This is a genomic window from Actinomadura sp. NPDC000600 (assembly GCF_040492135.1).
In the GTDB taxonomy this organism is placed as follows: Bacteria; Actinomycetota; Actinomycetes; order Streptosporangiales; family Streptosporangiaceae; genus Spirillospora.
Map to the genome: position 1 here is coordinate 16,941 of NZ_JBEUPD010000060.1, position 13,773 is coordinate 30,713.

Genomic DNA, 13,773 nt, shown 5'->3' on the forward strand with positions numbered 1-13,773 from the left:
GCTAAGTAGAACAGGTTCTCGTTTTGCTGCCAAGGACCGACCCGCGGCCCGCGGTGGTCAGCCCTTCTCGAGGGCCGTCCGCATCCGGTCGAGCGTGGCGCGCATGCCCTTGCGGTTGACCTCGGCGCGCCCCTCGGCCGGGACGCCGGTGAAGACCTTGCCGAGCAGCGAGACGAACGCCGCGCCGCGGTGGTCGCGGCGCTGGTCCTCCCAGTACTCGGTGAGCCGGGTCCGGGGCGCGGCCGGGTCCTGGGTGACGTCCTCGAACCGGTAGCCCCACAGCGCCACGGGGATCCCGAAGCTCGACACCCGGAAGGCGAACACCTCCCCGGGGACCGCCGCGCTCACCTGGCACGTGGTAAACCACACGCGCCAGCCCGCGCGGTTGAACCCGACGAACCTCGTCCCCGGCCGGATCGCGCGCCCGCGCACCCAGGTCGCGAACACCTCCGGGCTCCAGTCGCCCATCCGCCGCGGATCCGCGACCGCCGCGTAGACGTCCCGCACCGGCGCGGCGACGACCACGCTCTCCTCGACGACCCACTCGCGTTCCATGGCCTGCATCCTCCCACTACATGACCGGCGGGTCACTGGAGGTGGGCGAAATGCCGCCTCCAGTCCGCGTACCAGGCCCGGAACCAGGGCTCGGGCTCGGCCAGCGGGACGATGTAGGTCAGGGTCTCGGCGTAGTAGCGGCGCTGGAAGTCCGGCGCCATCGCGTCGAGGGTCTGCACGTTGCTGGCGCGGTCGGCGAGCTTGACCAGGACCGCCTCGCGCGGGGCGTCCCGCAGGCGCCGCAGGTAGGCGGCCTTGGCGGCGCGCTTGGCCTGGCGTCCGGCCCCGCCGGCGGGCGGCTTGGTGACCCAGTCGACCAGCTCGGTCACCTCCGGGCCGAACTCGGCCTCCACGTCGGCGAGGGAGGCGGGCGTGTCCTCCACGACGTCGTGCAGGACCGCGGCGGACAGGACGGCGGGCGCCGTCACCCCCGCCCCGCGCACGAGCACTTCGAGGGCCTCCAGCAGGTGCTCGACGTAGGGGGCGCCGGTCGGCCGCCGCTGGTCGCCGTGCCAGCGCACGGCGGCGGAGACGGCCCGGTCCAGGCCGTCCAGGTCCACGTCCGAGCCGGACGCGGCGATGTCCGCCCGGGCCGTCTCCCAGGCGTGCCAGCGGGTGAAGACCTCCACGGGTCGCTCCGTTCTTTCCGGCCGTGTCGCGCGGGAGCCCCGCACAGGGCATGGTGGGTGTCGTCCTTTTGAGCACAGTCCTTGTCAGTACGGTACGTGGGGGGAGGCGGCGCGGTCGTGGTCGGGAGCCGGCAGCGGCCTGAGGGCCGACCGGAGTCCGTGGGCAGGGTCCGCGTCGCGCTCGGGCTGCTTTCCGGGGTCGTCGCCGTCGCGCTCTGCGTCGTCCTCGTCGACACCTACGTCCTGCGCGCCGAGTGGTGGCAGGTCCGCCACACCGTGACCGGGGCGCCCGTGGCGCCGCAGAGCGAGGCGGGCCCGCCGCCGGGCCCCCTCGCGGTGAGCTGGGAGCGGACGACGCGGGCGCACCGCGGTTCCGTCGCCGGCTACGACGGCGTCGCCTACCAGGTCGCGCGGGGACAGGTCGTGACGGCGTCCGGGCACGGGATCGAGGTGCGGGACGCGCGCACCGGCGCCGCGCGCTGGAGCTACCGCCGCGCCGGGTGGTCCCTGCTCGGCTGGACGTCCACGGGGTCGCGCGTCGTCGCCTACTTCGAGCGGGACGGCGACCGCGGCGACCGGGCGCTCATCGCGTTCGACGCGCTGTCGGGCGGGCTGCTGTGGCGGCGCGAGGACGAGCGGCCCGCCGCGGTCTCCCGGACGACGCTGCGCTGGCCCGCCGGGTCCGACGTGCTGCTCACCACCGACGAGGGGCGCAGGACGCTCTTCGGGGTCTCGGCCGTGACGGGGAACCGGGTGTGGCGGCTGGCCCTGCCGCGCGGCTGCCGGCTGTTCGAGGGCGGGGCGCACCCGTCCGACGGCCGGGAGGATCTCGCCGCGCTGGGCCTGCGCTGCGCGGACTCCCGCGGCGATCGCGGCGGCGACCCGGGCGGCGACACGGGGCATCGCAGCCGGCTGCTGGCGGTCGATCCCACGAAGGGCCTCGTGCGCTGGGACCGGCGGCTCGGCTCCCGGGAGTCGCCCGAGGTGTCGATGCTGGAGGGCGTGACGCTCGTCTCGGACGGGACGGCCCTGCGCGCGTTCGACGACGGCGGCCGCCAGTTCGGCGCCTGGAAGGGCGACGGCGTGTGCGGCGACCTGATGTGCCCGGGCGTGCTGGCGGCGGGCCGGCTCGTGGTCGTCTACCACCCGGACGGGACCGGCCCCGAAGAGGACGGCCCCGACGGAAGCGGCCCTGACGGAAGCGGCCCTGACGGAAGCGGCACAGGAGAGAACGGCGCCGAGGAGAAGAGCACCGAGGGGGGCGGCGCCGACGGGGCCCGCATGGAGGCGGTGGACGTGCGCTCCGGGCGGGTCGAGTGGAGCCGCGACGTGCCCGCCTACGCCGCGCTCGCGCAGGCCGGCGGGCAGGTGTTCGCGCTGCGCCCGCGGCTTTCGGAGCGCCTGCTGCCCGCGGGGGTCGACATCGTGGAGCCCGGCGACGGGAGCACCACGACCGCGCCCGCCCCCTTCTCGATGGACCCGGACCTGCCGGGCGTCCGGCCGTGGCTGGCGGCCGCGGGCGGGCTGCTGTACGCGGCGCTCCCGCAGGCGGCGCCGCGCCCGGACGGCGGGGCCCGGCTGGTCGCCCTGCGCGGCGGGCTCACCGGGACGGGGCCGCCGGAGCTCGGCGGCGTGCCGGAGGAGGACTGGCCGGACGCGTGCGCCCTGCTCAAGAAGCCCGACCTGGCGGCGGTGCGGATGGCCGGCCACGCCCCCGAGCCGAGCCGCGCGTCCGTCGGGACGGTGCGCCTCCCGCACCCGGTTTCCTGCACGTACGAGCCCCGCGGCGGGCGGGCGCGGGCCGGCGGGCGGAAGTCCCCCGAGCCGAAGCCGAGCGCGACGGGCTCGGCGTCGCCGCGTCCCTCGGCGGGGCAGGAGGCCGTCCCGAACTCCGGCAAGGACGGCCCGCGAAAGGACGATCCGAAGAAGAGCGGCTCGAAGACGGACGGTCCGGACCCGGACGGCGGCCAGGAGGCGGTGGTCACCGGCCTCACGGTGAGCGTCCGCTGGGTCGCCGACACCGACGAGGCGGCGTCGCGGATGCTGGGGACGCTCCAGGCCGCGCAGGCGCAGGTCAGGCGGCGCCGCGACATCGGCGGCGACGAGGCCTACGAGATCGGCCCGACCGCCGGGATGATCGCGCTGCGGGTGGGCCGGTGCGTCGTGATGGTCGAGGCGAACCGGCCGCCGGGCGCCGCCGCCCGCATCGCCCGCTCGGTCGCCTACCGCCTGCGCCACATGTCCGAGTCCGGCTCCTGAACGCGGCCGGGCGGCCGCGGGCCGGGGCGGCTCAGAACTCGGGGACGGGCTCCGGCTCCGGTTCCGGGGCGACCAGGGAGGAGCGGCCCGCCCACGCCTCCAGTTGGGCGACGAACCGTTCGGCGTGGACGGGCCAGTGGAACCGCTCGCGGGCGGCCTCGTAGCCGCGCTTGCCGAGCCCCGCGCGCAGGCCGGGGTCGTCCCGCAGCCGCAGGACGGCCTTGGCGGCGGCCTCCGGCGCCTCGAACGGGACGATCAGCCCGCAGTCGGCGGGCTCGATGATCTCCACGGCGGGCGGGTTCGGCGTGCTGATCACCGGGATGCCGCGGGCCATGTACTCGACGACCTTCGTCGGCATCGAGTGCCGGTAGTTCGGCTCGTCGTGCAGCAGCGCCAGCCCTGCCATCGCGCCCTCGGCGATGCGCAGCGCCCGGTCGTTCGGGACGAACCCGTACCAGCGGACGATCCCCTCGCGCTGCGCGTCCCGCAGCGCGCCCCGGACGTCGGCGTCGGCCGCGCCGATCAGCTCGACCAGCACGCCCTCGGCGGCCAGGGTCCGGGCCATCTCGATCATGTCGAGGGCGCCGCGCGCCCGCGACAGCTGCCCGACGTAGACGGCGCGGCGGCCGTCCGGCGGTCCGGGCGGCACGTCGGAGACGTAGGTGGTGTTGGGCACGACCGGGTGCTCCCCGCGGAACCGGGCCCGGTAGCCCTCCTCGGCGAGCAGCAGCCGGTGCCGCCGCTCGCTGCGCCGCTCCAGATGGTGGACGGCCGGGCGCAGCAGGGGACGGGCCGGTCCGGGCACCCAGCCCTTGGCGGAGAGGGCGGCGGCGGTGTCCTCGTGGACGTCCCAGACGACCGTCCGCCCCTGCACCTCGCGGGGCAGCGACACCAGCAGCTCGGGGTCGTGCAGGAGGATGACGTCGGCGTACGCGGCGTGCTCGGCGAGCGCGCGGTGGGCGGCGCGGAGGGCCCGGATCCGGCGCCGTCCGGTGGCGCGCGGGACGTCCACCGGGCTGATGTGCCGCCACGGGGTCGCGTTGCACGCCCGGAACGGGGCGATGTAGGTGACCTCGTGACCGGCGTCGAGGAGGGCGCGTATCTGCCGATGCAGAATGCGCGCGTCCTCGGGGTGGTGCACGACCGTGCAAACGCAGACCCGCATCACACTCACTCCGCAATGTCCGAATCGACCATCACCGGTGATTCTTGGTCCCGGATGGAAATTGCCGATGAATTCCGGCTGGCCTGGGCATGGACGCTGCCGGGCGACTCGTCCTTGACTGATAGGGCCGTCCGCCGGTCAGGGATGCCTCCGCCGGACGGAAAATCCCTGGCAAAGAATCCCGTTCGCCGGAGAAGTCCGCTTGCCCTGGAAGTCTCGGCGGTGCAAAGAGGCTCGGCGGCGCCGGAGAACTCGATGTCGAGAAAGCCCCGGCGCCACCGATGCTCAGAGGAGCTCGACGGTGTCCTGCTGGACGTTGCGGGTCCGGCCGCGGGTGTCGAACAGCAGCCGCGCGTGCCGGGACAGCGTCGCCGCGTCGTAGGCGGCGTGGTCGGCCAGGACGATCGCCAGGTCGGACGCCTCCAGCGCGGCGACCAGGTCCTCGCCGGCCGACGGCACCGGGGCGCCGTCCACCTCCCACGAGGCGACGAACGGGTCGTGGAACGACAGGTCGGCGCCGAGGCGGGCCAGCCGCCGCGCCACGGGGCGCGCCGGCGACTCGCGCTGGTCGGCGATGTCGGCCTTGTAGGTGACGCCGAGCAGCAGGACCCTGGCGCCCTTGAGCGCGCGGCCCTCCCGGTTGAGGAGCTGCTGGGCGCGTTCCGCCACGTAGCGGGGCATCCGGTCGTTGATCTCCTGGGCCAGCTCGACGAACCGGAACGGGTAGCCCAGCGAGCGGACCTTGTAGGACAGGTAGTTCGGGTCGATCGGGATGCAGTGCCCGCCGACGCCCGGCCCCGGGCGGAACGCCTGGAACCCGAACGGCTTGGTGGCCGCGCAGTCGATGGCGTCCCACAGGTCGATGCCGAGCTCGTTGCAGAACACCGCCATCTCGTTGACCAGCGCGATGTTGACGTGCCGGTAGGTGTTCTCCAGCAGCTTGGCCATCTCGGCCTCGCGCGTCCCCTTGGCCTCCACGACCCGGTCGACGAACTTGCCGTAGAACGACGACGCCGCCGACGCGCAGGCCGGCGTCAGCCCGCCGACGATCTTCGGGGTGTTGCGGACGCCGTAGACGGGGTTGCCGGGGTCGATCCGCTCCGGCGAGAACGCCAGGTGGAACTCCTCCCCGGCGACCAGGCCGGACGTCTCCAGGATCGGCCGGACGACCTCCTCGGTGGTGCCCGGGTAGGTGGTCGACTCCAGCACCACCAGCGTCCCGGGCTCCAGGTGCCGGGCGACGGTCTCGGCCGCGCCGCGCACCGCGGTCAGGTCCGGCCCGCCCTCCGGCGAGAGCGGCGTCGGGACGCAGATGACCACGGTGCGGGCGCCGTCCAGGACGTCCTCGTGCAGGCTCGGGGCGAACCCCGCCTGCAGCATCTTCTCGACCTCGGCCGGCGACACGTCGTCGACGTGCGACAGCCCGGCCTTGAGGCCGGCGACCACGCGCGCGTCGAGGTCGAGCCCGCCGACCCGCAGGCCGGCCCGGCAGGCCTCCCGCACGAGCGGCAGTCCCACGTAGCCGAGTCCGATGACCACGAGATCCACGCGGCCGGCTCCCTTCGATCCATGTGCTTGGCGTATCTGTGTGCTTGGCGTGTCTATGTGCTCTGGTGGAGAGCGAAGCGGTACGCGGCCCGGTATCCGGCCGTCACGGCGCGCCAGGTGCGTTCCGCCGCGACCCATTCACGGGCCGACCGCCCGATTTTCTGTCTCCTTTCGGGACTGTAAGCCAGGTCTTCCAGACAATTCGCCCAGGCTTCCGGGTCTTCCGGAACTGTTAACGCCCCCGTCACGCCCGGTTCCACGATTTCGCGGAGAGCCTTGACATCACTGGCTATAACGGGGATTCCCCCCGCCATGGCCTCGATCGGTTTCAGAGGCGTCACCAACTGGCACACCCGGTCCGCCCGGCGCGGAACCGCGAAGACATCGAGGACGGCGTGGTAGCGGCGAACGGACTCCATCGGCACCCGGCCGGTGAACACGGCGTGGACGCCGCGTTCGGCCGCGCGCCGTTCGAGCGCGCCGCGCTCCGGGCCGTCCCCGACGAGCAGCAGCGTGACCGGGGCGCCGCGCCCGCGCAGCAGGGCGGCCGCGTCGATGAGCGTGTCGATGCCCTCGTAGCCGTAGAACGACGACGTGAGGCCCACGACCGCGGCGCCGGGGTCGATCCCCAGGCGTTCGCGCAGGTCCGAGGCATCCGGGAGCGGCTCGAGGAACGCCTCGTCCACCCCGTTCGGCACCGTGAAGATCTTCTCCTCGGGGACGCCGCGACACGCGATCTCCGCCCGCATCGCCTCGCCGAGCGTGACGACCGCGTCCGCCTCGGCCATCCGGCGGGTCTCCAGCTCGCGGGTCAGCCGGTAGAACTCGTCGTCCTCGCGGTGCGCGGGATCGCGGGAGAGCCAGGAGTCCTCCAGGAAGCCGCGCACCTCGTAGACGACGGGAAGGCCGTGGCGGTGGCCGAGCTCCAGCGCGACGGCCGCGTTCAGGTGGTTGCTGACCGCGTGCAGGACGGACGGCCGCAGCTCCCGGACCAGCCGTCCGGCGAGGTCGGCGCTCTTGGCCACCGCGTCCAGCGGATCGGCCTGCGGGAGCCAGGGCAGCAGCCGGTGGTACGGGACGCCGTCGACGTCCACGCGCGCCCGCGCGTCGCCGAGGCCCTGGCTGAGCGGGTATCCGAGCCGGGTCACGATGTGGGGTTCGAGGCCCGTCTCGCGCAGGGCGAGGGCGATCCGGTGCGTCCGCACGGTGTAGCCCGCGTTCGTGCGCGGCAAAGCGTTGGTCACGAACTGCAGGACCACCCCGTGGTCGACGGCGCCGCGCTCCGCGGAGCCGTTCTGGACCGTCCGGCGCGCCGGCGCGGGCTGGGCGAGCAGGATCCGCAGGTCCCGGGTCTCGCGCTGGACGTCCCGCGGCTTCGGGACGACGAGGCGGGAGCGCCGCAGCCGGGCGCCGAGCGGGGTCCGGGCGGCCAGCCGCACGGCGAGCCTGGACGCCCGCCCCGGGTCGTCGCGGAGCTGACGCCAGGCGAGTCCGGCCAGGTAGACGGTCTTCTTCACGGGTTCGTCGGGCACAAGGCCGGACGGTAGGCAACTCCGATGAACAGAAGGGAAATCGTGTTGGCACCCATCGTGCACGTCCTCGGGGCGCGACCCAATTTCGTCAAGGCGGCGCCGGTGATCTCGGCGCTCGCCGCGGCGGGCGCCGAGCAGGCGGTGATCCACACCGGCCAGCACTACGACGCGCGGATGTCGGAGGTCTTCTTCGACCAGCTGGGCCTGCCCGAGCCCGACGTCAACCTCGGCGTCGGGTCGGGCGGGCACGCCGAGCAGACCGCCGCGCTCATGATCGGGCTGGAGAAGGAGTTCACGGGCCGTTCACCCGCGCTCGTCATCGTGTACGGCGACGTGAACTCGACGATCGCCGCCGCCCTCGTCGCGGCCAAGCTGCACATCCCGGTCGCCCATGTGGAGGCCGGGCTGCGCAGCTTCGACATGACCATGCCGGAGGAGGTCAACCGCAGGGTGACCGACCAGCTCTCGGCGCTGTGCCTGGTCACGAGCCCGGAGGCGATCGGCCACCTGGCCGCCGAGGGCGTCCCGGTGGAGCGGGCCCACCTGGTCGGCAACCCGATGATCGACACGCTGCTGGCCAACCTGGACCAGTTCGACACGGCCGCCGTCCGGGCGGCGCACGGGCTGCCGGAGCGGTACGTCCTCGCGACCATGCACCGCCCCGCGAACGTCGACGCGCCGGAGACGGCCGCGGCGCTCGTCCGGCACCTGCACGGCGTCGCCGACCTCGCCGACCTGGTCATCCCCGTCCACCCGCGCGGGCGGGCGAACCTGCTGGCCGCGGGGCTGGACGAGCACGACCGCGTGCACATCCTGGAGCCGTTGGGGTACATCGACTTCATCGCGGCCGTGCGGGGGGCGGCGGCGGTCGTCACCGACTCGGGGGGCCTCCAGGAGGAGACGACGATCCTCGGGGTGCCGTGCCTGACCGTCCGCCCCAACACCGAACGGCCGATCACGATCACCCACGGCACGAACCGGCTCGTCGCGTTCGAGGAGCTGGTGCCGGGGGTCCGCAAGTGCCTGGAAGGGGGATCGGCGAGCGGGACGGCCGCGGCGCCGGGCGCGCGGGCGGGCGGGCGCAGGCCGCCGCTGTGGGACGGCCACGCCGGTCCCCGCATCGCCGATGTGATCATGGAGTACCTGGGTGAGTGACGAGGAGACGAACGCCAAGGCCACCCAGCGGATCGGGCGGCTGAGGTCCGCGCTGCGCGAGCGCGAGGCGCGCATCGACGAGCTGGAGCGGCGGCTCGCCGCGCTGGAGGCCTCGACGGCCGTCCAGTTCGGGCGGCTGGTCGCCGGCGCCGCGCGCGACCCGAAGCGCGGCAAGCGGCTGCCGCGGGAGCTCTACCGGCTCTGGCGCAAGCGGAGCGCCCCCGTCTCGGCGGCGGCGCGCTCCACCGGCGGCGGGTCCCAGCCGGACCGCGTGGACCGGCCGGAGGACCGCCTGCTCGTCGCGGGCCCGTCCGACGTCCCGGTCATCGCGGGCGTGCTCGCGCCCGGCACGGCCGCCGTCCTCGCCGAGCACGCCAAGGTCGTCGCCCTCTACCCGCACGACGCCGCGATCGCCCTCGAAGCCGCCGACGTGGACGCGCTCGTGGTCGACGCGGCGGCCGGCGAGCCCGGCGGCCCCTGGGCCTACCTGGGCGTCCCCGGCATGTACGACCGCGATCTGGCGCTGCACCGGATCCGCCGGATCGCCGCGGCCCGCTCGCTCCCGCTCGTCCTGTGGGGCGAGGCGCCGCCCGCCACCCTGGCGTCCCTGCGCTGGGACGCGACCGCCACCGTGCCCGCCGCGCTCATCGAGCTCCTCGAACCGGCGCCGTCGCGGAGGGACGCGGAGGGGCGTCCCGCCACGAGGAGCCCGGCCCGTTGAAAGGAACCACCGTGCGACCACGCGCCCTCGTCTACGGCGACGTCGACCTGAACATGATCGACGGATCGGCCATCTGGGCCCAGGGCATGGTGCAGGCCCTGGCCCGCGCCGGCTGCGAGGTGACCCTGGTCCTGAAGGCTCCCGTCCGGACCGGCCGGCTCGTCGACCCGCTCCGCGCGCTGCCCGGCGTCACCGTCCGCAGCCCGCACGCCGAGGGGCTGTTCGACGGCCCCGCCGGCATGTCGCCCCGGCAGGCCGCCGAGGTCCTAGCCCGCGTCGACGAGGAGGCCCCGTACGACCTCGTCGTCGTGCGCGGCCGCCACCTCGTCGGCAAGCTCGCCGCGGGCCCCCTGGCCGGGCGGCTCTGGACGTACCTGACCGACGTGCCCCAGTCGGCGGCGGAGTTCACCGCCGCGGCCAAGGGCGACCTGCGCCGGATCGCGGACGCCTCCCGCGTCCTGCTCTGCCAGACCGAGGAGCTGCGCGGGTTCCTGGAGAGCGCCGTCCCGGCCACGGCCGGCAAGAGCGTGCTGTTCCCGCCGGTGGTCGTGCTCCCGGACGGTCTGGAGACGCGCCGCCCCGGCCCTCCGGGCCATCCGCTCCGCCTCGCCTACACCGGCAAGTTCGCGCCGCGCTGGAACACATACGAGATGACGTCCCTCCCGCGCCTGCTGGCCATGCGCGGCGTGGACGCCGAGCTGCACATGGTCGGGGACAAGATCCACGACGACCCGGCCGACCCCGGCTTCGCGGCCCGGATGAGGACCGCGCTGGAGACGGGCGAGGGCGTGGTCTGGCACGGCGGCCACCCGCGGGCCGAGGCGATGCGGTTGACCGCCGGCTGCGACGTGGGCCTGTCCTGGCGCGACGCCTCCATGGACACGAGCCTGGAGCTGTCCACGAAGGTCCTGGAGTGCGGGACGCTCGGCGTCCCGGTCGTCCTCAACCGCACCCCCATGCACGAGCGGCTCCTCGGCGGCGACTACCCCCTGTTCGCCGCCACCGAGGACGACGTCCTCGACGCGCTCACCCTCATCGGCAAGAACCCCGAGGTCCACACGCTCGCCGCCGACCGCTGCCGCGCGGCCGCCGCCGCGTTCAGCCTCGACGCGGCCGCCGCCCGCCTGCGCGACCACCTGGCGCAGGCGTTCCCGGAGCCGTCCGACCGGGTCCTCGCCGTGAAGGGCCGCCGCCTGCGGGTGGGCGTGGCGGGCCACGACCTGAAGTTCTTCTCCCGCCTGCTGGACTACCTGCGCTCCCGCTCCGACCTGGAGGTCCAGGTCGACCACTGGGCCGCGCTGAAGGCCCACGACGAGGAGCGCAGCCAGGCCCTGGTCGACTGGGCGGACGTCATCGTCTGCGAATGGTGCGGCCCGAACGCCCTCTGGTACGCCCGGCGCAAGCGCCCGGACCAGCGCCTCGTCGTGCGCCTGCACCGCTTCGAGCTGTACGCCGGCTGGCCGAAGCAGCTCGACATCGGCGCCGTCGACCGGGTCATCTGCGTCAGCCCCCACTACAACGAGCTGACCCGCGAGATCACCGGCTGGCCCGCCGAGAAGGTCGTCACGATCCCGAACTGGGTGGACGACGCGCAACTCGACCGCGACAAGCTCCCCGGCGCCGAGCACCACCTCGGGATGATCGGCATCGCCCCGTCCCGCAAGCGCCTGGACCTGGCCCTCGACGTCGTCGAGGAGCTCCGCCGCGACGACCCCCGCTTCACCCTCTTCGTCAAGTCCAAGCTCCCGTGGGAGTACTGGTGGATCTGGCAGAAGGACGAGGAGCGGGCCCACTACGAGGAGGTCTTCCGCCGCATCCGCCGCTCCCGCGTCCTCTCCGGCGGCGTCGTGTTCGACTCCTACGGCCGCGACGTGGCCTCCTGGCTGCGCCGCATCGGCTGGGTCCTGTCCACCAGCGACGACGAGAGCTTCCACCTGGCCCCCGCCGAGGGCATGGCCTCGGGGGCCGTTCCGGCCCTGCTTCCCTGGCCCGGCGCGGACACCATCTACGACCGCCGCTGGATCCACGACGACACGTCAGCCATGGCCGCCTCCATCGCCACCACGGTCTCCCTGGACCGCTGGCAGGAGGACGCCGAGCTGGCCCGCACCCAGGTGAAGAGCGCCTACGGCCTTGAGGGGGTCTGCCGCCAGTGGACGGACCTCCTCACCGGCTAGGCGCGCTCACCCCCGCCCGGACGGGGCGGGGGACGCCCGCGTAGGGGGAGAGGGTGAACCACGTCGGGAGGCCGCGGCGCAGGCGCTCGGGCCCCTCCAGCTCGACCGTCCCCGCGCGCACCGCGTCGGCCCAGGCCAGGTCGCCGCGCCAGATCCCCACCAGGGCGCGCAGGGGAGCGGTCACGGTGACCGAGACCTCGTGACCGGGGTCGTCGTCGCATACGTCGGCGGTCCCGGGGGTCAGGAGCAGCCACCAGCGGCGGTTGCCGGGCGCGGTGTCCGGGAAGCGGAACAGGACCACGGTCCGGCCTTCGGGGACCGCGGCGGGATCGACGTGCCGGCGCATGTCCCAGAGGAGGAGTTTCGGGTCCAGGTCGCGCTCGCCCAGCTCGCCGATCCAGCGCACGCCCCAGACGGCGAGGGCGTCGACCACCGGGCGCAGCTCCTCGCCCGCCGGGGTCAGGACGTAGCGGTCGTCCCGCTTCTCCACGACCCCGGCGCGGACCAGCTGGTTCAGCCGCTTGGCCAGGAGGGTGGGCGACATGCGCGGAACGCCGCGCCGCACCTCGTTGAAGCGCTCGCTGCCCGAGAGCAGCTCGCGGACGATCAGCAGCGTCCAGCGCTCGTCGAGCAGCTCCATCGCCTTGGCGACGGGGCAGAACTGATAGTAGGAAGCCCCCATAACGGGCAGGCTAGGCGGCCGACTCCCCGTCTGACCAGGGCTCGGTACAGATCCTGTACTAGGAACGCGCCCGGCCGGTTCCTAGCGTGGAGCCCACGACATGAGGGGAGAAAAGTCATGGGGGACGCAGTGAAGGCCGCGCACCGGGCGATGTGGGCGACGGGTGACTACCCGGCGCTGGCGGACGAGGTGATCCCGGATCTGGGGGCGGAACTGGTCCGCGCCGCCGGGATCGGGCGCGGGCAGCGGGTGCTGGATGTCGCGGCGGGGGCCGGCAACGCCGCCATCGCGGCGGCGCTGGCGGGGGCGGACGTGGTCGCCAGCGACCTGACGCCCGAACTGCTCGACGCCGGGAAGGCGGCCGCGGCAGGGCTCGGCGCGAAGCTGGAGTGGCAGGTGGCCGACGCGGAGGCGCTGCCGTACGCGGACGGGGAGTTCGACGCGGTGCTGTCCTGCGTGGGCGTCATGTTCGCCCCGCACCACGAGGCCACCGCGGCCGAACTGGTGCGCGTCTGCCGGCCGGGCGGCACGATCGGGCTGCTCAACTGGACGCCGGAGGGCTTCATCGGCCGGATGTTCGGCGTGATGAAGCCGTACGCGCCGCCGCCCCCGCCGGGGGCGCAGCCGCCGCCGCTGTGGGGGAGGCCGGAGCACGTCCAGGCGCTGTTCGGCGAGCACGTCGCGGAGGTCGGCTTCCGGCGGGAGGCGCTGCGCGTCGACCTGTTCGAGAAGCCGGGCGACTTCCGCGACTACTTCAAGAGCCGCTACGGGCCCACGATCAGCGTCTACAACCGCATCGCGGACGACCCCGACAAGGTCGCCGCGCTGGACGAGGCCCTCGCCGACCTGGCCCGCGAACACGACCGCGGAGGGCCGACCCTGTCCATGGACTGGGAGTACCTCCTGGTGACGGCCCGCCGCGCGGGCTGAGGGGGGCCGGGCGCCGCCTCCGGGGCGCCCGTCGCGCAGGGAACCGTTCCGGAAAGGTCCGATCCAGAGAGGCGATCCAGAGAGAAAGGTCCCCGCGGCCGTGCCGCGGGGACCTTTCCATGTCCGGGTCGGTGGGAAAGCCGGGTCAGCCGGAGCTGCCGACCACGGCGCCGGCCCCGGCGGGCTCGGCGGGCAGCTCGGCGCGGTAGGTCTCGATCTTGGCGTTGAGCTTGGCGAGGCTGCGGCTGTAGTCGCGGCTGGACAGCCAGAACTTGTAGATGATGATCAGCTCGAAGGCCAGCAGGCCGACGCCGCTCAGGACCACCACGGGGATGATGGCGCCCGGCACGATCGCGGCGGCGATGGGGGCGACGATGAAGACGCCCATCTGGAACTCGATGCCGCTGATCAGGTGCGGGC

Annotated in this window: 11 protein-coding genes and 1 pseudogene; 5 read left to right on the forward strand and 7 right to left on the reverse strand. The window is 74.2% G+C overall.

Annotated features, from left to right (window positions below; all coding sequences use genetic code 11):
• Nucleotides 1-57: 57 nt before the first annotated feature.
• A complete protein-coding gene (locus tag ABWI07_RS42005; RefSeq protein WP_149259109.1) occupies nt 58-555 on the reverse strand; it encodes an SRPBCC family protein in 498 nt (165 codons plus the stop codon).
• Between the two features lie 32 nt (nt 556-587).
• Nucleotides 588-1,184 (reverse strand): HD domain-containing protein, encoded by a 597-nt coding sequence (locus tag ABWI07_RS42010; protein WP_149259110.1) that lies wholly within the window; start codon nt 1,182-1,184, stop codon nt 588-590.
• A gap of 159 nt (nt 1,185-1,343) precedes the next feature.
• Between ABWI07_RS42010 and ABWI07_RS42015 the strand changes: the two genes are divergently transcribed.
• Entirely contained in the window at nt 1,344-3,443 is a 2,100-nt protein-coding gene (locus ABWI07_RS42015) for an outer membrane protein assembly factor BamB family protein (protein WP_160160894.1), read from the forward strand.
• Between the two features lie 31 nt (nt 3,444-3,474).
• Here ABWI07_RS42015 and ABWI07_RS42020 read toward each other — a convergent pair whose 3' ends face one another.
• The 3 genes from ABWI07_RS42020 to ABWI07_RS42030 form a co-directional block, all read right to left on the reverse strand.
• Entirely contained in the window at nt 3,475-4,608 is a 1,134-nt protein-coding gene (locus ABWI07_RS42020; protein ID WP_149259112.1) for a glycosyltransferase family 4 protein, read from the reverse strand.
• Between the two features lie 285 nt (nt 4,609-4,893).
• Entirely contained in the window at nt 4,894-6,156 is a 1,263-nt protein-coding gene (locus ABWI07_RS42025; protein WP_235036758.1) for a nucleotide sugar dehydrogenase, read from the reverse strand.
• A 53-nt stretch (nt 6,157-6,209) separates the two neighbouring features.
• Entirely contained in the window at nt 6,210-7,688 is a 1,479-nt protein-coding gene (locus ABWI07_RS42030) for a glycosyltransferase family 4 protein (protein ID WP_353821958.1), read from the reverse strand.
• A gap of 24 nt (nt 7,689-7,712) precedes the next feature.
• On the opposite strand from ABWI07_RS42030, the gene wecB reads away from it, so the two are divergent.
• The 3 genes from wecB to ABWI07_RS42045 are packed head-to-tail and all read left to right on the forward strand — an operon-like array spanning nt 7,713 to nt 11,741.
• The gene (wecB, locus tag ABWI07_RS42035) at nt 7,713-8,843 is read left to right on the forward strand and encodes a non-hydrolyzing UDP-N-acetylglucosamine 2-epimerase (RefSeq protein ID WP_149259114.1); all 1,131 of its coding nucleotides are present in this window, start codon (nt 7,713-7,715) and stop codon (nt 8,841-8,843) included.
• A complete protein-coding gene (locus ABWI07_RS42040) occupies nt 8,836-9,564 on the forward strand; it encodes a hypothetical protein (RefSeq protein ID WP_353821959.1) in 729 nt (242 codons plus the stop codon). Before wecB ends, ABWI07_RS42040 begins: the two co-directional genes overlap by 8 nt.
• Nucleotides 9,565-9,617: 53 nt before the next feature.
• A complete protein-coding gene (locus tag ABWI07_RS42045; protein ID WP_353821961.1) occupies nt 9,618-11,741 on the forward strand; it encodes a glycosyltransferase in 2,124 nt (707 codons plus the stop codon).
• On the opposite strand, the gene ABWI07_RS42050 is transcribed toward ABWI07_RS42045, so the two are convergent.
• Nucleotides 11,731-12,423, reverse strand: a complete 693-nt coding sequence (locus ABWI07_RS42050) for a winged helix-turn-helix transcriptional regulator (protein WP_149259116.1) — start codon at nt 12,421-12,423, stop codon at nt 11,731-11,733. The two genes, ABWI07_RS42045 and ABWI07_RS42050, sit on opposite strands and share 11 nt — an antisense overlap.
• Before the next feature lie 117 nt (nt 12,424-12,540).
• On the opposite strand from ABWI07_RS42050, the gene ABWI07_RS42055 reads away from it, so the two are divergent.
• A complete protein-coding gene (locus ABWI07_RS42055) occupies nt 12,541-13,353 on the forward strand; it encodes a class I SAM-dependent methyltransferase (RefSeq protein ID WP_200841841.1) in 813 nt (270 codons plus the stop codon).
• Nucleotides 13,354-13,498: 145 nt separating this feature from the next.
• Here the strand turns inward: ABWI07_RS42055 and ABWI07_RS42060 are convergent.
• Nucleotides 13,499-13,773 (reverse strand): annotated as a pseudogene (locus ABWI07_RS42060) (CDP-alcohol phosphatidyltransferase family protein); the annotation flags it as partial.